The organism is Kluyvera sichuanensis (genome assembly GCF_014218705.1).
Classification (GTDB): Bacteria; Pseudomonadota; Gammaproteobacteria; order Enterobacterales; family Enterobacteriaceae; genus Kluyvera; species Kluyvera sichuanensis.
Map to the genome: position 1 here is coordinate 87,860 of NZ_JABBJF010000009.1, position 21,220 is coordinate 109,079.

A 21,220-nucleotide genomic window follows, 5' to 3' on the forward strand; every position below is an offset into this window, starting at 1 on the left:
TTACTCCATACTCACTGTCTCAGCATCGATGGCGTCGTACTGCTTATGCGTGCCAAGAAACTTCACAAATATCACACCGCGTTGATAAGCGATGGCGACAATGAGACGATATTTATTCCCCGCTATGTTGAATACCACACGCCTGTTTTTCAGGATGCTGGCCGTGCGGTACTGTTCCTTAATCTCTGCAGGGGTAGTCCAGTTGGCCTTCTTTGCCTCGTCTACCCAAGCTTTTAACGGCTGTTCTGCGTCCGGATTTGCCGTCCAAAAATCCCTTAGTGTTGCTATAGCGATAATCTTCACGTCTTCATCATGGTCCCAAAATGGGACTAGATCAAGAGAGTGCGCAAAAAAAAGCCCCGATTTCTCGGGGCTAATTGGGCAATTCTGTTAACTATTCAGCGCTGGACGCTCGCTAATGGCGATGCGCTGTGGCGCGATAGCTTCCGGCTCGTTGCGGGTAAGGTCGATATGCAGCAGGCCGTTGGTAAAGGTCGCACCGGCGACTTCCATATTTTCTGCCAGGGTGAAGCTCAGGCTAAAGGCCTGGGTAACCAGCCCCTGGTGCAGCCATTTGGTCTCTTTTTCCTGTGGCTCTGGCGTGCCTTTTACGGTCAGGCGCGTGCCTTCGAGCTGAATATCCAGATCTTCCTGACGGAACCCGGCTAACGCTAGGGTAATGCGGTAGTGGTTATCGTCGCTTTTTTCGATGTTGTACGGTGGGAAGGTCTGGCCTTCACTGGTGCTTTGCAGCGCGTTCGCCAGTTTGTCAAAACCGATCCATTGACGCAGCAGTGGGGATAAATCGTAGTTACGCATTGTTTTCTCCTTCTAAGAAGCGAGTAAGTACCTTCCGGCTCCCTGACGGCAAGCCGATTGAGTGTTTAGCTAACGGGGCCGCACGGGCGGCCCGACAGAATTAATTAATTTCGATGCGGCGCGGTTTGTCCGCGTCCGGAATAACACGTTCCAGTTCGATATACAGCAGGCCGTTCACCAGGTTTGCGCCACGCACGTGGATGTGCTCCGCAAGCTGGAATTTGCGCTCAAAGTTACGCTCGGCGATGCCTTGATAGAGATAGGTGCGTTCTTTTTGCTCTGCGGCATGCGCGCCTTTTACCACCAGCATGTTGTCCTGCGCGGTGATTTCCAGCTCGCTTTCCGCAAAACCGGCCACGGCAATCGCGATGCGATAGTGGTTTTCATCAACCAGTTCAACGTTGTACGGAGGGTAGCCGCCGTTGCTTTGCGTTTGATTGTTTTCTAACAGGTTGAACAGACGATCAAAACCGATGGCTGAACGGTATAACGGGGATAAGTCGAAGTTACGCATAGTTAAATAGCTCCTGAAAATCAGCGAGAAATTAATCACCTTCCATCATGGACAGGTTGTTGAAGCCCAAACACCCCGAAGGCGTGTTCCTCTTGGCTACACCTATAAAATGTGGCGGAAAGAACCATTTTCAAGTCCTCATGTCTTACTTTTTTTGCACTTTCCCCCAGAGCGCTTAGACTGGGGTATGGCACAAAAGGCCAAAGTGCGACAGCCGCCACAGAGCGGCAAGCTGGTACTTCCTATTTTGGCAATGGGTGGATATAACCCGGAGAAGGGCTGTTTTATGCCCGTGACAAGAAGAACTCACTATGAAAAATGTTCTGATTAAAGCCGCGCTGGTTGGGGGGATCTTCTTATCAGGAGGGTGTTCCAGCGTGATGTCGCATACCGGCGGCAAAGAGGGGACCTATCCTGGCACCCGAGCGAGCGCCGCGATGCTGGGCGATGATGATAGTGGCTGGGTCGCCAAATCACTGGTCGCCATCGATATGCCGTTTACGGCGGTCATGGATACGGTGCTGCTGCCGTGGGACTTCTTCCGTAAGGACAACTCCGTACGCTCCCGCGTGGAAAAGAGCGAACAGGAGACGCTGGCGACCAATTCGGTTATTCCGCCAGCCCCGATGCCCGCGCCTTGATTCAGCGGTGGGTTTCAGTCATCCATAGCTGGCGGAAGCCAGCCACCTCTTCCATCCAGGCAATATGCTGACCATCAGGCGAGAAAACTACCGCATCCGCCGACGGTGGATTTGCGTGATCTGCCGTTAAAAAGGTCACCGCACCAGACGCGGCATCGCACATTGCAATACGCCCCTCCAGCACAAACCCCAGCCCGTTTCCTGACGGATGCCAGTTGAACGCCGATTGGATATCCGACGTATTATGCGTCAACTGACGCGGTTCGCCGCCTTCTGGCGCAATAAGCCATAGCTGCACCACGCCGCTATCATCGCGCATCAGAAACGCAATCTGCGTCCCCTGCGGGTTACTCCGCACCCAGTGGCGCGGCGCGTTCACCAGCCCAGGAAAAGCGCGTTGATGGGTAAAGGTCAGCCGTTGCTGACGAACGCCTGCAGGCGGCGCAGGCAGCGTAGTTGCCGTTCCGGATAGCGGCGCACTCCCCGCCCGTTTCCAACCCGCCTCGTCGCGCGGCAGCGCGACCAGAAACAGCTCCGGCACTTTCTCACCGGTAAGTGAAACGGTATCGCCGATAAAGGCCAGCGCGGAAGAGCCAACCCAGCCTTCTTCGTAGGCCCGGTTGATCTCATCGCTGCCGGGCTGCGGTTGCGCCGTCGTCTGGCTCACCAGCACGCACCAGTGGCTGCCGGCATATTCACGCGGGTGCTGGCCGCTCGGCGTGACCGGGCCATAGGGTGCCGCCACGCCCACGTTGCGCTGATCCAGCGCCGGGTTGTATTCGTGCATCACGTGATCGTTGTAGGTAAAGCTGACGAACTGCCCGCATGGGCTGTAGACGTGAACGTGGCTGCCGCCGCGCAGCGCGCCGGGGGTATAGGGAGAGGTGATATCCATCGCATCCAGGTTTTGCGTTTTCCCCAGCGAGGTGACCACGCCGCGACGATGGTGAAAATCGTACTGCCACTGGGCGTCCGGGTTTTCCGGGCCGTGGATAAACACGTATCGTTCTTCAGACGGGTGCACCGTGACCACGCCGACGTGCGCGCCTTCACTCGCACGATAAACCACCTCAACATCACCGCTATGTACGTTCACGCGTTCAATGGTTTCACCGGTAAACGAGGCGCCAGACGGCCGGACGTCGAAGACCAGCCACTGACTGTCCGGCGTCCAGGTTCGGGTATTAGTAAGCTGATGATGGCGCGGCGCAAAGGTGATTTGTTTCATGACGGAGTCCCGGTAGAAAGATACCGCCTCTTTTTACCACGCGGGGGCGCGAACCCATAAGCCTTTAGCGGCGGGGTTGAGCATCCGCCTGCTGCGCGCTGGCCGCCAGAGCAGAAAAATCCTCCGCGGTGTAGTAACGCGCCGGCGGCCGCGGAAGCTGCTTCATAGACGCGCCCGGCCATAGCTGAAGTTGCCCAAGGTCGGCAAGGTTGATGCCCTGCCAGCGATGCGGCAGCGTCAGGCGCTGCGGCACGCTCTGCTCGCCCGGTATACGCGTTGGCAGGCGATTGTCGCCCATCTGGAAGTTACGATGCAGCACCAGATATTTCTCCGGGACACGACGCTGGCTGTTCCACCAGCGGCCGTCAAGCATATCGAAATGGAAGCGAGTCATCGCTGGGGGCTGAGCGCCCAGATGCATGAGCGCCTGGCTGAGCGCCGTGCCCATCGCCGCATTGTAGACGCCCTGGGAAACGGTCTGTCCGTCGAGGATCAGCGAGACGGCTAAGCGCGCGCCTAGCAGGTTTGAGTAGAGATCTTCCGGCGAAAAAGCGGAAACCCCCTCCGAAAAGCCGGAAACGGACTCAAAACCGTACCATTGGGCAATTTCGTGCCACTCGGCGACCTGATACGCCAGATGCGCCGCAAGCCAGGCGGCGAGCGTGTAACGTTCAGCGGGATCGGTGGGGGGAATAAAAGCCGTAAAGACCAGGCGACGCTGCGCCAGCTCGCTCTCCAGATCGAGCGTAAACGCCTGCCCAAGCCGCGGCAGCAGCTGGCTAAAGATATAGACCGTCATATCCGCCGTATCGCGGACGTGGGCGGTATCAATGAAACCACCGCGAGCGGTGTAGAGAATGCCATTATTCTCACCGCTTAAGCCGGTCAGATTCTCGAGCCCAGCCAGCATCTTATCGTTGTACTGATGCTGCCCCAGATGGCTGACATAGGCCACGTTATCCAGTTGGTAGAACGGTACCGGCATGCCCAGCAACTCTGCGTGCAGGTTGTAGCCAAAGGCGCAGCACGGACGGAGCCCTTTTGGCAGCGGCTGCGGCGGCATGGCGGGCCAGGCGCTGCTGGCCTTTGAAGTGGCCTGAGTAGCTAAATCCAGCGCTACCGGCAGCGCGGCGTAGACCTGCGTCACGGCGCACAGCGCCAGCAGCGATATTGTTTTCACCCACGCCTTCAAAATGCTTCTCCTACCTGAAAGTAAAAACCGCTGCTGCCTTTGCCAATGCCGTAATCCAGCCGGACGTTCACGCGCGGCTTGAACTCAAAACGATAGCCAACGCCCGCCGAGGGCAGCCAGCGTCCATCGTCCAGCGCGTGGAACGATGGCCCCATGGTGCCCGCCCCCAGCCAGCCAACGACGCCGTGCCGCCAGTCGAGCTTGCGGCGGTACTCCAGTTGACCGCTGACGACGTTTTTATCCCGGTAGCGGCCTTCGTAGTAGCCGCGCATCCGCTGATTGCTGCCGAGCAGCGGCATCATCGTCCAGGGAACATCGCCCTGGGTAAACGCGCCATCCATCTCCCACGCCAGCACGTTGTTGTCGTCCAGCGAGTGATAGCGGCTGTAGTGAAGCTGGTATTCATCAAAGCGGGTATCGCTGCCGACATCTGGGGTAAAGCGGGTGTAGCGGAGATCGGCGTACTGCCCTTTGCGCGGATTAGGGACGAAATCGCGGTCGTCCCAGCTGAGATCAACGCTGCTACCGGAGCTCAACACCGACGCGCCCTGGGCAGTATCGTTGATTTTTGGCGGATCGTTATCGTCTATTTGCGTCGCATGCTGGGCATTCAGCGACCAGCCAATACCCAGATAAACGTTCGGTGCCAGCTGTCGGTACAGCGTCGGGCGCAGGTCGAGATCCTGGGCGGTATACTGCGCTTTCTTACTGTCTTTATCTCCCGCGCTGAAGCCCTGTCCCCAGTAGTAGGTCGGGGTGTCAGTCAGGGAGCCATCAAGGAAGAAACGCCAGCGATCGTCGGCGAAAAAAGCGTAATTCTGCATCGTAACGCCAAATGCACCGGTCGAACTGAAGTAGCCGCTTAGCGTCAGCGTTGAGTTCTGACTGACCGTATCATGAGGGTCGGGGCGGTACATACCCACCACCGCCGTGCCCACGCCGAGCCCTAGCTCCGGGGTGTAAAATGGCCCCGGCATCACGCCCCAATCAATGCCTTTGCTGGCATCAAAGTTATCGCTAGCCCCCAGCGTTTTCAGCCAGCCATCAACCTGATCGCGAGTGGGCAGCGCCGACTGAACTTGACCGGCAAACAGACAAAAAGGCAGGAGCAGCGCGAGGCGTGTCAAAAGCGATACTCTCCCGCCACAAAGAAGCTGTTGCGGTCGGCAAAACCAATCTCAGTGGTGACGTTGAAGTTGCGGGTAAGCTCATATTGCGCCCCGACCAGCACGTTCCACGGTGACGACAGATGCTGTTTTACGTCGAAGCGGCCTTTGCCATCACGGTTCGCCGCATTCACCATTTCCTGAAGCGTCGCAGACGGCATAGTGAGATCGCTCAGGCTGCCTTTAAATTCCTGCTGCACGTCCTGATACATAGTGCCCACCCACAGGTTTAACTTACCGGAAGGCAGATGCAGGGTATCGATGCCCGGCGTGTTAAAACGGTAGCCAATGCGCGGAGAAATAGTGAACGCGTCGATGCTGCCATCCAGAATATCGAACTGCGTCTGGGTGTAGTTGGCGTCGAAGGCGGTAAACCAGTTGCCGACGCCGCCGACCAGCGTGGTGCCGATGCCGTAGGTGGTGCCTTTAAAGTCGAGCTGGAAGGCCAGGTTTTGCAGCTGGTTTTTATACTTTGGCAGCAGTGGAATGGAGTGCCCATTTGGCCCAAGCACATCAACACCAATCTGCGAAACGGAATGCCCATCGGTATACCCCACCAGGCCATATACGTTCATAAACGGCAGCAGCCAGGCATCCAGCTTTACCGTTTCGGTTTTGCTTCTTTCGCGGGTATTGCCCACGTTGATTTTAAAGGCGTTATCCAGCGACTTCGTGCCCAAATAGAGGCCGTTAAAATTGATACTATCTACATCAATATTCTGCCGGATATTCATGTAGTTAATATTCACGCCAAACGGTAATGGCAGTTGATAGCCGCGCTTACGCGCTTCGTCGCCTAAGAAGGGTAAAACGGAGTGGCTTTCTTCTGGCGCAGCGGCCACAGGTTTCGCAGGCAAAGGGGTGACCTGACTATCATCCTGATAGCCATAAAGCGGTGTCAGCGTCGAGTCAGAATCCGTCGCAGCCCAGGTCTGAAAAACCGTACAGGATGACATCATCAGCACCAGACGGATGCGTTTGTTGATCATAAAAGAAACGTATTTACAGGCAGATCTGCCCGGAGATAAAAGAGGGGGGAGAGTAAAGAAATTACGGACTAATTTGGGGGACTTCCGTGCGGTTTCACACCTGATAATACAATAACAAGTTTGCAAACAATCTTAAGGTTAGTGCCCGGACGATGCCGGGCAACGGGAAAATCAGGACAGGACGTATTTTTCAATCGCCCAGGCAACGCCGTCTTCCAGGTTTGATTTAGTGACGAAGTTCGCCGCCTCTTTCACCGCCGGAATCGCGTTATCCATCGCCACGCCAACGCCCGCGTATTCAATCATCGCGATGTCGTTTTCCTGGTCACCGATCGCCATCACCTCTTCCGCCTTGATGCCCAGCACATCGGCCAGCGACTTCACGCCGGTACCTTTGTTCACGCGCTTATCGAGGATCTCGAGGAAGTACGGCGAGCTTTTCAGCACGGTGTATTTCTCTTTGACTTCTGGCGGGATACGGGCAATCGCTTTATCCAGAATGGCCGGTTCATCAATCATCATCACCTTGAGGAATTCGGTTGCCGGGTCCATTTTTTCGGCTTCGCAGAAGACCAGCGGGATGGTGGCGATAAAGGATTCGTGCACGGTGTAGTAGCTGATATCACGGTTCGCGGTGTACAGCGTATTGCGGTCCAGCGCGTGGAAGTGAGAGCCGACTTTGCGCGACAGTTCTTCCAGGAAGCGGTAGTCATCGTAGTTCAGCGCGGTCTGTGCCACGGTGCTGCCGTCGCCGGCTTTCTGCACCAGCGCGCCGTTATAGGTAATGCAGTAATCTCCCGGCTCGTTCATCCCCAGTTCTTTCAGGTAGCTGTGCACACCGGCGTACGGACGCCCGGTGGTCAGGACCACGTTAACCCCTTTTGCACGTGCTGCAGCCAGCGCGTTTTTTACCGCAGGAGAAATAGTGTGGTCCGGTAACAGCAATGTTCCGTCCATGTCGATTGCAATAAGTTTAATAGCCATGAGATCCCCAGGTTAGATGAGTCTGTTGTCATGCTAACTCGGTTTAGCTCAAAAAACAGTAGCCAACCGCGCTTAAAACGGGGATACAACGCAAGAAGCGTGCTCCTCTTTTGCCGCATCGTTAACCGAAGAGTTTGCCGCCTTTCAGCAGATCCATGCCCGCTGACAGCAAATCGTTATGCGCCTGCGGGTCCACTTCGCCTTTTGGCGACAGCGCATCGACGATTTTCGGCAGATATTCCGCCAGCATCGTTGAGGCAGAACTGGCATCGGTGCCCAGCTTTTCCCCCAGATCCGACACGGCGGGCGCGCCAAGCGCCGAGACGACCTGGTCACTGCTAATCGATTGATTACTTTGCTGATTGCTTATCCAGGATGAAACAATGTCACCAAGCCCGCCGCTTTGCAGCTTCTCCAGCAGCGCCTGAATACCGCCCTGCTCGTTTACCCAGCTCAGGATAGCCTGATATTTACCCGCATCGCCGCTGAGCAGCGAACCTACGACATCATCAAAAAGCCCCATTTTTCCACCTCAGAATGACGGTTAAGAGAAGACGTAGAGAAGTATAGTTCGTGGGGGACAGGCATAAAAAAACGCCTGAAAAAATTCAGGCGTTTTTGGCGTTGGTTTTCCGGCGTTGGCCGGGCGACCACACGGATTAGATATCGATGTTCGCTGCTTTCAGGGCGTTCTCTTCGATAAAGGCACGACGCGGCTCAACGGCATCACCCATCAGGGTGGTGAACAGTTGGTCAGCGGCGATCGCATCTTTCACGGTCACGCGCAGCATACGGCGGCTGTCTGGATCCATGGTGGTTTCCCACAGCTGATCCGGGTTCATCTCGCCCAGACCTTTATAACGCTGGATAGCCAGACCACGACGGGACTCTTTCACCAGCCAATCCAGCGCCTGCTCGAAGCTGGAAACCGGCTGACGGCGTTCGCCACGTTCGATGAACGCATCTTCTTCCACCAGGCCACGCAGTTTCTCGCCCAGCGTGAAGATACGACGGTATTCGCCACCGTTAACGAACTCGCTATCCAGCACGTAGTCGGTATCCACGCCGTGGGTACGGACGCGAATAATCGGCTCGAAGTGCTGCTGTTCAACGTTGTGCTGAATATCAAACTTCCACTGGCTGCCGTGCTGTTCTTTTTCGTTCAGCTCGGTCACCAGCGCGTTCACCCAGCGCGTCACTTTCTGTTCGTCGGACAGGTCAGCTTCTACCAGCGTTGGCTGATAGATAAGCTCTTTCAGCAGCGCTTTAGGGAAGCGACGTTCCATACGGTTGATCATTTTCTGGGTCGCGTTGAACTCGGCAACCAGTTTTTCCAGCGGCTCACCCGCTAACGCTGGTGCGCTGGCGTTGGTGTGCAGGGTTGCGCCATCAAGCGCGATGGAGATCTGGTACTGGTCCATCGCTTCATCATCTTTGATGTACTGTTCCTGCTTGCCTTTCTTCACTTTGTACAGCGGCGGCTGTGCAATGTAGACGTGGCCACGTTCAACGATTTCCGGCATCTGACGATAGAAGAAGGTCAACAACAGCGTACGAATGTGCGAGCCGTCGACGTCCGCATCGGTCATGATGATGATGCTGTGATAACGCAGTTTGTCCGGGTTGTACTCGTCGCGACCGATGCCGCAGCCCAGCGCGGTAATCAGCGTGGCGACTTCCTGAGAGGAGAGCATCTTGTCGAAGCGCGCTTTCTCCACGTTGAGGATTTTACCCTTCAGCGGCAGAATCGCCTGGTTCTTACGGTTACGCCCCTGCTTCGCAGAGCCGCCCGCTGAGTCCCCTTCCACGAGGTACAGTTCAGACAGCGCCGGGTCGCGTTCCTGACAGTCTGCCAGTTTGCCCGGCAGGCCTGCGAGGTCCAGCGCGCCTTTACGGCGGGTCATTTCACGGGCTTTACGCGCCGCTTCACGCGCACGTGCCGCGTCGATAATTTTGCCGACCACGATTTTCGCGTCCGACGGATTTTCCAGCAGGTATTCGCTCAGCAGTTCGTTCATCTGCTGTTCTACCGCCGTTTTCACCTCGGAGGAGACCAGTTTATCTTTGGTCTGAGAGGAGAATTTCGGATCCGGTACCTTCACGGAAACCACCGCAATCAGACCTTCACGGGCATCATCACCGGTGGCGCTGACTTTCGCTTTTTTGCTGTAGCCTTCTTTGTCCATGTAGGCGTTCAGGGTACGGGTCATCGCCGCACGGAAGCCTGCAAGGTGAGTACCGCCATCACGCTGTGGAATGTTGTTGGTGAAGCAGTAGATGTTTTCCTGGAAGCCATCGTTCCACTGCAGCGCAACTTCGACGCCGATACCGTCTTTTTCGGTGGAGAAATAGAAGATATTCGGGTGGATTGGCGTTTTGTTCTTGTTGAGGTACTCAACGAACGCCTTGATGCCGCCTTCGTAGTGGAAATGGTCTTCTTTACCGTCACGCTTATCGCGCAGACGAATAGAGACGCCGGAGTTCAGGAACGACAGCTCGCGCAGGCGTTTTGCCAGGATCTCGTATTCGAACTCGGTGACGTTGGTGAAGGTTTCGTAGCTCGGCCAGAAACGCACCATAGTACCGGTTTTTTCGGTATCGCCGGTCACGGCCAGCGGTGCCTGCGGCACGCCGTGCGCGTAAATCTGACGGTGAATTTTGTTATCGCGCTGGATAACCAGTTCCAGCTTCTGGGACAGGGCGTTAACTACGGAAACACCCACGCCGTGCAGACCGCCGGAGACTTTATAGGAGTTATCGTCGAACTTACCGCCTGCGTGCAGAACGGTCATGATGACTTCCGCAGCAGAAACGCCCTCTTCCGGGTGAATACCGGTTGGGATACCACGGCCGTCATCCTGTACGGAAACGGAGTTATCGCTGTGAATAGTCACAACGATATCTTTGCAGTAACCAGCGAGCGCTTCGTCGATAGCGTTATCCACAACCTCAAATACCATGTGGTGCAGACCGGTGCCGTCATCCGTGTCGCCGATATACATACCCGGGCGCTTACGCACCGCATCCAGCCCTTTCAGGACTTTGATACTGGAGGAGTCATAAGAATTCGACATCAACGTTTCTCGCTCATTTAAACTTGGGTTAATCCGTTATTTTACCCTTTTCCACGTTAAACATCTTCGAATTTTCGTCCGACATGTCCAGAACGTGTTCAGCGCTGATCGCACTGACGAAAACCTGAGACTGTGTAGCTTTTAAACGGCTGGCCAGCAGGCCACGCCGCGCATCATCAAGTTCCGAGGCAAAATCATCTATCAGGTACAGGCAGCGTCTCCCGCTTTCGCGAGTTAAAAACTCGCCCTGTGCCAGGCGTAGCGCGCACATCAGCAGCTTAAGCTGCCCGCGCGATAAGGTGTCTTCCACCGGCGCGCCGTCGGCGCGAATGCGGAAGTCCGCCTTGTGTGGGCCGTGTGCCGTGTAGGTCAGCATACGGTCGCGTTCGAAGTTTCTCTCCAGCACTTCGGCATAGTCAGTTTCTTTTTCCCAGCCGCGCAGGAAGGAGAAGGTCAGAGAGAACTCCGGGAGAAATTGTTTGCAGGTATCCGCCATATCTTCGGCGATACCGGCGCTGTATTCCGCGCGCCAGCGGCTGATTTGCTCGGCCAGTGGGATAAGTTCCATATCCCACGGACGAAGCTGCGCGTAGCGGCTCACCTGGCGCAGCGCGGCGTTGCGCTGCTTGAGCAACCGCTTCAGGTTGCTCCAGGCGTTGAAGAATCCGGCTTCGTTGTGGAAGCATCCCCAATCAAGGAACGCTCTTCTGTATTTGGGGCCGCCGTTGAGTAAAGTAAACCCCTCGGGCGTAATCAGTTGCATCGGCATCAGCAGCGCCAGTTCGGCCACTTTATGGCCGTCGGTACCGTCGATGCGCACCTTGCTGTCGCCCTGCTTGTCTTTGGTCAGACCGATAGAGGTTTCACGCTCCGCGCCCTGTAGGCGACCGTGCAGGACAAATGATTCCTGCTCGTGGCGGATAACGCGGCCAATCTGCAAACTGCGAAACGCCCGGCCATGGCCGAGCGTATAGATGGCTTCCAGCACGCTGGTTTTGCCGCTGCCGTTAGCGCCAACCAGGAAGTTAAAGCCAGGAGATAACGCGAGATCCGCGTTTTCAATATTGCGAAAATCGCGGATCAACAGGCGGGAGAGCGACATTACAGTCTCATTGGCATAACAACATAGGCAGCCGACTGTGATGCGGCATCTTCAATCTGTACGCTCGATACGGAATCGGTCAGCAGAATGCGCACGTTCTCGCACTTCAGCGCGTTCAGAACGTCCAGCACGTAGCTGACGTTAAAGCCGATTTCCAGCTCGGTGCCCGGGTAGGAAACATCCAGAATTTCTTCTGCTTCTTCCTGCTCTGGGTTGTTAGCGGTAATTTTCAGCTGGTTTTCGCTGACAAACAGGCGCACGCCGCGGAATTTCTCGTTAGAGAGAATCGCCGCGCGGGCAAAGGCCTGCTTGAGAATATCGCAGCCGGCTTCCAGATGTTTGTCCGGATTCTTCGGCAATACGCGGCGATAATCCGGGAAACGGCCATCAACCAGCTTGGAAGTGAAGATAAAGTCACCGACGTGCGCGCGGATGTTGTTGCTGCCGATCTGCACGCGCAGCGGCGTATCGCCACCATCGAGCATACGCATCAGCTCAATCACCCCTTTACGCGGCACGATCACCGAATGGCTCGGCAGCGATTGCCCGATAGGCATGGAGCAGACTGCCAGACGGTGGCCGTCGGTGGCTACGGTACGCAGTTCTTCACCTTCGGTTTCGAACAACATGCCGTTTAAGTAATAACGAACGTCCTGATGCGCCATCGAGAACTGCGTGGCTTCAATCAGGCGCTTCATGGTCGCCTGCGGCAAGGTGAACTCAACCTCGCTCTGCCAGTCGTCCAGGTTCGGGAAGTCGGCAGCAGGCAGCGTAGAGAGCGAGAAGCGGCTACGGCCAGAACGCACCAGCATACGGTCGCCTTCCAGCTGTACAGCAATCTCAGCACCTTCCGGCAGGCCACGGCAAATATCAAAGAATTTACGTGCCGGAACGGTAGTCGCGCCCGGTTCATGTGCCTGCAGCAGCGCCACGCGCGCTACCATTTCCATTTCCAAATCGGTACCGGTCAGCGACAGCGTGCCGTCCGCGACCTGCAGCAACAGGTTACCCAGAATCGGCAATGTCGGACGCCCGCCTAACGGGCCACTCACCTGTTGTAACGGTTTTAATAAATGTTCACGTTCTACGGTAAATTTCATAGGATCACGACGACAATGTTCTGATTAAATTGGAAAAGTCTTCTTTGATATCGTGGCTTTCTTCACGCAGCTGCTCAATCTTACGGCAGGCGTGCAGCACGGTGGTATGGTCACGGCCACCAAACGCATCGCCAATCTCCGGCAGACTGTGGTTGGTGAGTTCTTTCGCCAACGCCATCGCCATCTGGCGCGGACGCGCTACCGAACGAGAACGTCGTTTGGAGAGCAGATCCGCGACTTTAATTTTGTAGTACTCCGCCACCGTCTTCTGAATGTTGTCGATGGTGACCAGCTTTTCCTGCAGCGCTAACAGGTCGCGCAGCGCTTCGCGCACGAAATCGATGGTGATCGCCCGGCCGGTAAAATTGGCGTTGGCGATAACGCGGTTCAGTGCCCCTTCAAGCTCACGCACGTTAGAGCGTAGACGCTTGGCAATGAAGAACGCCACCTCGCCAGGCAGACGAATATCGTTTTCGTCGGCTTTTTTCATCAGGATAGCGACGCGGGTCTCAAGCTCAGGTGGCTCAATGGCCACCGTCAGGCCCCAGCCAAAGCGGGACTTCAGACGATCTTCTACACCGTTGATCTCTTTCGGATAGCGATCCGACGTGAGGATGATCTGCTGATTACCTTCCAGCAGGGCGTTAAAGGTGTGGAAGAACTCTTCCTGAGAGCGCTCTTTGTTGGCGAAGAATTGAATATCATCGATCAGCAGGGCATCCACTGAACGATAGTAGCGTTTAAACTCTTCGATCGCGTTGTTTTGCAGGGCTTTTACCATGTCCTGGACAAAGCGCTCGGAGTGCATATACACCACTTTCGCGTTTGGTTTGCGGGCGATAATGCCGTTACCCACCGCGTGCAGCAGGTGCGTTTTACCGAGACCGGTGCCGCCGTAGAGGAACAAAGGGTTATAGGCGCCGCCAGGGTTGTCTGCCACCTGACGCGCCGCCGCGCGGGCCAGCTGGTTCGACTTACCTTCAACGAAGTTATCAAAGGTGTGCTTAACGTTGACGTTAGAGCGATAGGAAGGCTCGGCAGGCGCCGGGACGTTATCCCATCCTGCACGCGGTGCCGGGGCAACGCGCGGGGTATGAACCTGGGCCATCTGGGCCGGGGCGCTGACGTTCGCCGTCTCTCTTAAGGTCTGGGTGACGGGCTTAGTGCCAACCTCAAAGCGCAGCTGCGGGGCATCAGAGCCGCAGAAATCATTCAGCAGGCCGTTGATGTTATTGAGGTATTTATCTCTTACCCAATCAAGTACGAAACGATTTGGCGCATACAGTGCCAGCGTGTTATCGCTTAGTTCCGCCTGCAATGGGCGGATCCACATGCTGAATTCTGTGGCTGGTAACTCATCCTGCAATCGGGCAAGACATTGCTGCCAAAGCGAAAGTGACACGGCGGACTCCACTCGAAAAAAGTCGATACACATCATCCTCCAGGCAAACCTGCAGGCTACCTCTGACGATCCTGCCGCCAGTGAAACTGAATACTGTCGGGGACTCATTCAGTTGCTGCAAAGATGCAGCCCGAACAATGCTGTGTATAAGATTAAAAATTCGTGATTTTTGGCACACGTCGAAAAGACCCGATGCAAGCGGGTGACGTGCGAACCGCTATCTGCGGTTTTCAACGGCGCCCTTCAGACGCGGTGCTGAAATGACGCGGTTACTTTCCCCTTTTACGATCCACCGATCGCGATCGGGCCGAGGATCATAGCGTAAACTGCGCCAGAGATCTTCTGTTTCTCACAGATTCTTCCCGATTTATCCACAGGGTGGATCCAGAAGCGCTAAGTGTAAACGATCCCGATAAAGAGAAGGCACGATTTCCTTCGCATATTGGAAAAATTAATGACTAGCGACAAATTTCTGCTTAAATGATCTAACAAAGATCCAGGATGATCCTTGCGCTTTAATGGGCAGGCCGTATAATCCCCCACCCGGCATGTTCTGCGCGAATTTTGGTGAAGGACGCTGCTCATTTACCGGGCGAAAAACTGCGGTGATACGTGGTTTTTTACGCGGTAAATAAGGAAAGAGAATTGACTCCGGAGTGTACAATTATTACAATCCGGCCTCTTTAATCACCCATGGCTTCGGTGTCCTTCGTTCGATTTTCGTTCGGATATCCAATAAAGCCATTGAATTTATTCAAGTTTAGGTAGAAATCGCCATGAAACGCACTTTTCAACCGTCTGTACTGAAGCGCAACCGTTCTCACGGCTTCCGTGCTCGTATGGCTACTAAAAATGGTCGTCAGGTTCTGGCACGTCGTCGTGCTAAAGGCCGCGCTCGTCTGACCGTTTCCAAGTAATAAAGCTAACCCCTCGAGTGGTTAAGCTAGCATTTCCCAGGGAGTTACGTTTGTTAACTCCCACTCATTTCACATTCGTCTTCCAGCAGCCACAACGGGCTGGCACGCCGCAAATCACCATTCTCGGCCGCCTGAATTCGCTGGGGCATCCCCGTATCGGTCTCACCGTCGCCAAGAAAAACGTCAAACGCGCACATGAACGCAATCGGATTAAACGTCTGACGCGTGAAAGTTTCCGTTTACGTCAACATGAACTCCCGCCTATGGATTTCGTGGTGGTGGCAAAGAGAGGGGTTGCCGACCTCGATAACCGTGCTCTCTCGGAAGCGTTGGAAAAATTATGGCGCCGCCATTGTCGCCTGGCTCGCGGGTCCTGATAGGCCTTATCAGGGTCTATCAGCGCCTGATTAGTCCGCTACTCGGGCCGCATTGTCGTTTCACACCAACCTGTTCTCAATACGGAATTGAGGCATTGCGCAGGTTTGGAGTGATAAAAGGCAGTTGGTTGACAGTGAAACGCGTATTAAAATGCCACCCTTTACACCCTGGTGGTGACGACCCCGTCCCGCCTGGACCATTTGATACCAGAGAACACTAACGATGGATTCGCAACGCAATCTCCTTATCATCGCTTTGTTGTTCGTGTCTTTCATGATCTGGCAAGCCTGGGAGCAGGATAACAATCCTCAAGCCCAGCAGCAGACCACGCAGACTACGACCACAGCAGCGGGTAGCGCCGCAGACCAGGGCGTACCGGCCAGTGGCCAAGGGAAACTGATTACGGTTAAAACTGATGTGCTTGAGCTGACTATCAACACTCGCGGTGGTGATATTGAGCAAGCGCTGCTTCCGGCTTACCCGAAAGCGCTGAAATCTGACGAACCGTTCCAGTTACTGGAAACCACCCCACAGTTTGTCTATCAGGCACAGAGCGGCTTAACCGGTCGTGATGGCCCGGATAACCCGGCTAACGGCCCGCGTCCGCTGTATAACGTCGATAAAGATGCGTTTGTGATGGCCGATGGCCAGAACGAAATCGTCATTCCGCTGACCTATACCGATAAAGCAGGCAACGTCTTCACCAAAACCTTCACCCTGAAACGCGGTGATTATGCGGTGAACGTCAGCTATGACGTGAAGAACGCCAGCGAGAAACCGCTGGAAGTCTCTACCTTCGGTCAGCTGAAGCAGACGGCAGCACTGCCAACCAGTCGCGATACACAGTCTGGTGGCCTGTCTACAATGCACACCTTCCGTGGTGCAGCGTACTCAACGTCTGATTCGAAATACGAAAAATATAAATTCGATACCATCGTTGATAACGAGAACCTGAACACCAACACCAAAAACGGTTGGGTTGCCATGCTGCAGCAGTACTTCACTACTGCATGGGTTCCACAGAACAACGGTACCAATAACTTCTACACCGCTAACCTCGGTAACGGCGTAGTGGCTATCGGCTACAAATCTCAGCCGGTTCTGGTACAGCCAGGTCAGGCAGATAAACTGCAGAGCACCCTGTGGGTCGGCCCAGCAATTCAGGATAAAATGGCTGCCGTTGCACCGCACCTGGATCTGACCGTTGACTACGGCTGGCTGTGGTTCATCTCTCAGCCGCTGTTCAAATTGCTGAAGTGGATCCATAGCTTCCTGGGTAACTGGGGCTTCTCCATCATCGTTATCACCTTTATCGTTCGTGGCATCATGTACCCGCTGACCAAAGCGCAGTACACCTCCATGGCGAAGATGCGTATGCTGCAGCCTAAGATTCAGGCAATGCGTGAGCGTCTGGGCGACGACAAACAGCGTCAAAGCCAGGAAATGATGGCCCTGTATAAAGCGGAAAAAGTTAACCCACTGGGTGGCTGCTTCCCGCTGATTATCCAGATGCCAATCTTCCTTGCGCTGTACTACATGCTGAGCGCCTCGGTTGAACTGCGTCATGCGCCGTTTATCCTGTGGATCCACGACCTGTCTGCACAAGACCCGTACTACATCCTGCCGATCATCATGGGCGCGACGATGTTCTTCATTCAGAAGATGTCTCCGACGACCGTGACCGACCCGATGCAGCAGAAGATCATGACCTTCATGCCGGTCATCTTCACGGTGTTCTTCCTGTGGTTCCCATCTGGTCTGGTGGTGTACTACATCGTCAGCAACCTGGTCACCATCATTCAGCAGCAGCTGATTTACCGTGGTCTGGAAAAACGTGGCCTGCATAGCCGCGAGAAGAAAAAATCCTGATTCGGTTGAGCACGAGCTAAAATGGAAGGCGGTCGAATGACCGCCTTTTTTTATTGCGACACAGTAGAGACAAACCATGAGCCAAAACGACACTATCGTCGCCCAGGCCACCCCACCGGGACGCGGTGGTGTGGGCATTCTGCGCATCTCCGGCCTGAAGGCGAGAGATGTCGCGCAGGCGGTGCTGGGCAAACTGCCTAAACCGCGCTACGCCGATTACCTGCCGTTCAAAGACAGCGACGGCAGCGCGCTGGATCAGGGCATTGCGCTATGGTTCCCAGGCCCAAACTCGTTCACCGGTGAAGACGTGCTGGAGCTTCAGGGCCACGGCGGCCCGGTGATCCTCGATCTGCTGCTAAAACGTATTCTGACGCTGCCGGGCGTACGCATTGCCAACCCGGGGGAGTTTTCCGAGCGCGCGTTTTTAAACGATAAGCTCGACCTGGCTCAGGCAGAAGCTATTGCCGACCTGATTGACGCCAGCTCTGAACAGGCAGCACGCTCCGCGCTGAACTCGCTTCAGGGGGCCTTCTCGGCACGTGTTAACCACCTTGTGGAAGCCCTCACTCACCTGCGCATCTACGTTGAAGCGGCGATCGACTTCCCGGACGAGGAGATCGATTTCCTCTCCGACGGTAAAATCGAAGCGCAGTTGAATGCGGTGATGGGCGATCTCGACGCCGTGCGCGCCGAAGCGCGTCAGGGCAGCCTGCTGCGCGAAGGAATGAAGGTGGTGATTGCTGGCCGCCCGAACGCCGGAAAATCGAGCCTGTTGAACGCCCTGGCGGGCCGTGAAGCGGCTATCGTCACCGACATCGCGGGCACCACCCGCGACGTACTGCGCGAACATATCCATATTGACGGCATGCCGCTGCATATCATCGATACCGCCGGTCTGCGCGACGCCAACGATGAAGTGGAGCGTATCGGCATCGAGCGTGCCTGGCAGGAAATTGAGCAGGCCGACCGCGTGCTGTTTATGGTCGATGGCACGACGACCAACGCCACCGACCCTGCTGACATCTGGCCGGACTTTATCGCCCGTCTGCCGGCAAACCTGCCGATCACCGTGGTACGTAACAAAGCCGATATCACCGGCGAAACGCTGGGGCTAAGTGAAGTAAATGGCCACTCACTTGTGCGCCTCTCCGCGCGTACCGGTGAAGGCGTCGACGTGCTGCGTAACCATCTCAAACAGAGCATGGGCTTCGAAAACAATATGGAAGGCGGCTTCCTGGCGCGTCGTCGCCACCTGCAGGCGCTTTCCGATGCCGCCGAACATCTGGAGCAGGGGAAAGCCCAACTGCTTGGCGCCTGGGCCGGAGAGCTGCTGGCAGAAGAGCTGCGCCTGGCGCAGCAAAGCCTGAGTGAGATCACCGGGGAATTTACCTCCGACGATCTGCTGGGTAGGATTTTCTCCAGCTTCTGTATTGGTAAGTAGTTTTACCAGATGGCAGCTATGCCTTATCCGGCCTACGCGACATGTAGGCCCGGTAAGGCTAACACTATCAGGTAACAGATTTTTCCTCACAGGAAATCACTGTTGTCCAAATGGCAACTCGTGTCATCGCACGCGCCCCAGTATGCTGAGCGCCACATTTCTCGTGAGGTCGCCATGACACGCTTTCTCGTCTGCTGTTTTGCCCTGGTTTTACTCTATCCCGCCGGTATTGATATGTATCTGGTGGGATTACCGCGTATCGCCGCTGATTTACAGGCCAGCGAAGCGCAGCTGCACATCGCGTTTTCGGTCTATCTGGCCGGAATGGCAACCGCGATGCTGTTCGCCGGGAAGGTGGCGGACCAATCGGGCCGCAAGCCGGTAGCGATTGTCGGGGCGCTGATCTACATCGCCGCTTCCGCTATCTGTTCGCTGGCGGAAAGCGGCACCCCCTTCCTGGTGGGGCGTTTTATTCAGGGGGTCGGGGCGGGTTGTTGCTACGTCGTGGCGTTCGCTATCCTGCGCGATACGCTCGACGATCGCCTGCGGGCCAAGGTGCTGTCGCTACTTAACGGTATCACCTGCATCGTGCCGGTGCTCGCACCGGTGCTGGGGCACCTGATTATGCTCAAATACCCGTGGCAGAGCCTGTTCTACACGATGATTGGCATGGGGGTGGTGGTCTGCTTGCTGTCGGTATTTGTACTGCGAGAATCGCGCCCGGCGACGCTACCTGCCTCGGCAGGCCATACGCCAGGAGCCGAGTCGTTGATAAATCGCTTTTTCCTCAGCCGTCTGGCGATCACCACGCTGAGCGTGTCGGTGATCCTCACCTTCGTAAACACCTCACCGGTGCTGCTGATGGAGGTCATGGGCTTTGACCGTGGCGAATATGCCACGACCATGGCGATGACCGCAGGCGTCAGCATGGCGGTGTCATTCTCAACGCCGTTCGCTCTGAGCCTATTTAAACCCCGCACTCTCATGCTGGCATCGCAGGTGCTTTTTCTGGCGGCGGGGATTGTGCTCACGCTTGCCGGTACGCACGCCGTTACGCTCTTCGGGCTGACCTTAATTTGCGCAGGGTTCTCGGTAGGCTTTGGCGTCGCCATGAGTCAGGCGCTGGGGCCATTCTCGCTGCGGGCAGGGGTTGCCAGTTCGGCGCTGGGTATTGCTCAGGTCTGCGGTTCGTCGCTGTGGATATGGCTGTCGGCCATCCTGGGTCTTGATGCGCTGAATATGCTGATCGGGATTCTGATTGGCTGTAGCATAGTGTGCATACTGCTGATTATCTCAGTGGCTCCTAACCGGTCTGCGCCAACACATGAAGAAGCCCCTCTCCAGTCTCGATCTTAATTTACTGCTATGCCTCCAGCTTCTGATGCAGGAGCGCAGCGTTACCAAAACCGCCAAACGGATGAACGTCACGCCGTCGGCGGTCAGTAAGTCGCTGTCGAAGCTGCGAGCCTGGTTTGACGATCCGCTGTTTGTGAACACCCCGCTTGGGCTGACGCCGACGCCGCTGATGGTCAGCATGGAGCAAAGCCTGGCCGAGTGGATGCAGATGGGCAATCAGTTGCTGGATAAACCGCATCACGAAACGCCACGCGGGCTGAAGTTCGACCTGGTCGCCGAAACGCCGCTGGTAATGATCATGTTCAACCAACTCTCCAGCCAGATTTATCAGCGCTACCCGCAGGCGACCATCAAAGTGCGTAACTGGGACTATGATTCGCTGGATGCGATTATTCGCGGTGAAGTCGATATCGGCTTCACCGGGCGTGAAAGTCATCCCCGCTCACGCGAGCTGCTGAGCCTGCTGCCGCTGTCGATAGACTACGAGGTACTGTTTACCGACCTGCCCTGGGTCTGGCTGCGTGAAGACCATCCAGCGCTTCAGGAAGAGTGGAATCTGGAAACATTCCTGCGCTACCCGCACATCAGTATCTGCTGGGAACAAAGCGATACCTGGGCGCTGGACGACGTATTGCAGGAGATGGGGCGCGAGCGCCATATCGCGCTCAGCCTGCCGGGCTTTGAACAGTCACTGTTTATGGCCGCCCAACCGGATCACCAGATGATCGCCACCGCGCCACGCTACTGCCAGCATTATAACCAACTGCACAACCTGCCTTTAGTGCCTCGCCCGCTACCGTTTGATGCCGTGCAGCGGGAAAAACTGCAGGTGCCGTTTACCCTACTCTGGCATAAACGAAATAGTCACAACCCGAAAATTATTTGGCTCCGTGATACCCTCAAAGCCTTATATCTCGCTGTTTCCTGACTCATTATTCGTAAAAATAATACGTTTCAGTTAGGGCGAAGTGTAAAAGTCGCGTAATACCCCTTTTCAATCGCACTTTTAGGCAGTAAAACCTGATCATAACTGGCGTAAATGTTACTC

Annotated in this window: 21 protein-coding genes and 1 other annotated feature; of the genes, 8 read left to right on the forward strand and 13 right to left on the reverse strand. The window is 55.6% G+C overall.

Translation table 11 applies throughout. From position 1 onward, the window contains the following. The 3 genes from HII27_RS12260 to ibpA all read right to left on the reverse strand — a co-directional run bounded on the left by HII27_RS12260 (nucleotide 1) and on the right by ibpA (nucleotide 1,333). The gene (locus HII27_RS12260; protein WP_185668144.1) at nucleotides 1-303 is read right to left on the reverse strand and encodes a type II toxin-antitoxin system HigB family toxin; all 303 of its coding nucleotides are present in this window, start codon (nucleotides 301-303) and stop codon (nucleotides 1-3) included. 87 nt (nucleotides 304-390) lie between these two features. Next, entirely contained in the window at nucleotides 391-819 is a 429-nt protein-coding gene (ibpB, locus tag HII27_RS12265) for a small heat shock chaperone IbpB (protein ID WP_185668145.1), read from the reverse strand. 100 nt (nucleotides 820-919) lie between these two features. Further along, nucleotides 920-1,333, reverse strand: a complete 414-nt coding sequence (ibpA, locus tag HII27_RS12270) for a small heat shock chaperone IbpA (RefSeq protein ID WP_035896433.1) — start codon at nucleotides 1,331-1,333, stop codon at nucleotides 920-922. After that, nucleotides 1,327-1,403, reverse strand: a sequence feature (ROSE (Repression Of Heat Shock gene Expression) occurs in the 5'-region of heat shock genes and acts as an RNA thermometer to modulate expression.). It overlaps the preceding gene by 7 nt. Nucleotides 1,404-1,644: 241 nt before the next feature. Here ibpA and HII27_RS12275 point away from each other — a divergent pair. Continuing rightward, nucleotides 1,645-1,974, forward strand: coding sequence for a YceK/YidQ family lipoprotein (locus HII27_RS12275; protein ID WP_185668146.1), 330 nt, complete (start codon nucleotides 1,645-1,647; stop codon nucleotides 1,972-1,974). A 1-nt stretch (nucleotide 1,975) separates the two neighbouring features. On the opposite strand, the gene HII27_RS12280 is transcribed toward HII27_RS12275, so the two are convergent. The 10 genes from HII27_RS12280 to dnaA all read right to left on the reverse strand — a co-directional run bounded on the left by HII27_RS12280 (nucleotide 1,976) and on the right by dnaA (nucleotide 14,211). Continuing rightward, nucleotides 1,976-3,202 carry a DUF3748 domain-containing protein gene (locus HII27_RS12280; protein ID WP_185668147.1) on the reverse strand — a complete coding sequence of 409 codons (1,227 nt, stop codon included), beginning with the start codon at nucleotides 3,200-3,202 and terminating at the stop codon, nucleotides 1,976-1,978. Between the two features lie 64 nt (nucleotides 3,203-3,266). After that, nucleotides 3,267-4,382, reverse strand: a complete 1,116-nt coding sequence (locus HII27_RS12285) for a DUF4056 domain-containing protein (protein ID WP_317983850.1) — start codon at nucleotides 4,380-4,382, stop codon at nucleotides 3,267-3,269. A gap of 8 nt (nucleotides 4,383-4,390) precedes the next feature. After that, the gene (locus tag HII27_RS12290) at nucleotides 4,391-5,521 is read right to left on the reverse strand and encodes a BamA/TamA family outer membrane protein (RefSeq protein ID WP_185668148.1); all 1,131 of its coding nucleotides are present in this window, start codon (nucleotides 5,519-5,521) and stop codon (nucleotides 4,391-4,393) included. Further along, entirely contained in the window at nucleotides 5,518-6,549 is a 1,032-nt protein-coding gene (locus HII27_RS12295; RefSeq protein ID WP_396401356.1) for a hypothetical protein, read from the reverse strand. The genes HII27_RS12290 and HII27_RS12295 overlap by 4 nt, the downstream gene beginning before the upstream one ends. A gap of 171 nt (nucleotides 6,550-6,720) precedes the next feature. Further along, entirely contained in the window at nucleotides 6,721-7,533 is an 813-nt protein-coding gene (gene yidA / locus HII27_RS12300) for a sugar-phosphatase (RefSeq protein WP_185668149.1), read from the reverse strand. A 121-nt stretch (nucleotides 7,534-7,654) separates the two neighbouring features. Then, nucleotides 7,655-8,056, reverse strand: a complete 402-nt coding sequence (locus tag HII27_RS12305; protein ID WP_123650970.1) for a YidB family protein — start codon at nucleotides 8,054-8,056, stop codon at nucleotides 7,655-7,657. A gap of 136 nt (nucleotides 8,057-8,192) precedes the next feature. Then, entirely contained in the window at nucleotides 8,193-10,607 is a 2,415-nt protein-coding gene (gene gyrB / locus HII27_RS12310; protein WP_185668150.1) for a DNA topoisomerase (ATP-hydrolyzing) subunit B, read from the reverse strand. A 28-nt stretch (nucleotides 10,608-10,635) separates the two neighbouring features. Continuing rightward, nucleotides 10,636-11,709 carry a DNA replication/repair protein RecF gene (gene recF, locus HII27_RS12315; RefSeq protein ID WP_185668151.1) on the reverse strand — a complete coding sequence of 358 codons (1,074 nt, stop codon included), beginning with the start codon at nucleotides 11,707-11,709 and terminating at the stop codon, nucleotides 10,636-10,638. Next, nucleotides 11,709-12,809, reverse strand: a complete 1,101-nt coding sequence (gene dnaN / locus HII27_RS12320; protein ID WP_035896448.1) for a DNA polymerase III subunit beta — start codon at nucleotides 12,807-12,809, stop codon at nucleotides 11,709-11,711. The genes recF and dnaN overlap by 1 nt, the downstream gene beginning before the upstream one ends. Nucleotides 12,810-12,813: 4 nt before the next feature. Continuing rightward, nucleotides 12,814-14,211: a chromosomal replication initiator protein DnaA gene (gene dnaA, locus HII27_RS12325; protein WP_185668152.1), complete on the reverse strand. Its 1,398-nt coding sequence runs from the start codon at nucleotides 14,209-14,211 to the stop codon at nucleotides 12,814-12,816. Between the two features lie 776 nt (nucleotides 14,212-14,987). Between dnaA and rpmH the strand changes: the two genes are divergently transcribed. The 7 genes from rpmH (at nucleotide 14,988) to yidZ (ending at nucleotide 21,100) form a co-directional block, all read left to right on the forward strand. Beyond that, nucleotides 14,988-15,128, forward strand: coding sequence for a 50S ribosomal protein L34 (rpmH, locus tag HII27_RS12330; RefSeq protein WP_000831330.1), 141 nt, complete (start codon nucleotides 14,988-14,990; stop codon nucleotides 15,126-15,128). 17 nt (nucleotides 15,129-15,145) lie between these two features. Beyond that, on the forward strand, nucleotides 15,146-15,505 hold the full coding sequence (rnpA, locus tag HII27_RS12335) for a ribonuclease P protein component (protein WP_034881900.1): 360 nt from the start codon (nucleotides 15,146-15,148) through the stop codon (nucleotides 15,503-15,505). Continuing rightward, the gene (gene yidD, locus HII27_RS12340; protein WP_015703903.1) at nucleotides 15,469-15,726 is read left to right on the forward strand and encodes a membrane protein insertion efficiency factor YidD; all 258 of its coding nucleotides are present in this window, start codon (nucleotides 15,469-15,471) and stop codon (nucleotides 15,724-15,726) included. The genes rnpA and yidD overlap by 37 nt, the downstream gene beginning before the upstream one ends. Before the next feature lie 2 nt (nucleotides 15,727-15,728). After that, nucleotides 15,729-17,375, forward strand: coding sequence for a membrane protein insertase YidC (gene yidC / locus HII27_RS12345; protein WP_185668153.1), 1,647 nt, complete (start codon nucleotides 15,729-15,731; stop codon nucleotides 17,373-17,375). Nucleotides 17,376-17,451: 76 nt separating this feature from the next. Beyond that, a complete protein-coding gene (gene mnmE, locus HII27_RS12350) occupies nucleotides 17,452-18,816 on the forward strand; it encodes a tRNA uridine-5-carboxymethylaminomethyl(34) synthesis GTPase MnmE (protein ID WP_185668154.1) in 1,365 nt (454 codons plus the stop codon). A 174-nt stretch (nucleotides 18,817-18,990) separates the two neighbouring features. After that, complete coding sequence (locus tag HII27_RS12355; RefSeq protein ID WP_185668155.1) at nucleotides 18,991-20,172, forward strand: MFS transporter; 1,182 nt, start codon at nucleotides 18,991-18,993, stop codon at nucleotides 20,170-20,172. Further along, nucleotides 20,141-21,100, forward strand: coding sequence for an HTH-type transcriptional regulator YidZ (yidZ, locus tag HII27_RS12360; RefSeq protein ID WP_185668156.1), 960 nt, complete (start codon nucleotides 20,141-20,143; stop codon nucleotides 21,098-21,100). Before HII27_RS12355 ends, yidZ begins: the two co-directional genes overlap by 32 nt. Nucleotides 21,101-21,220 lie beyond the last annotated feature (120 nt).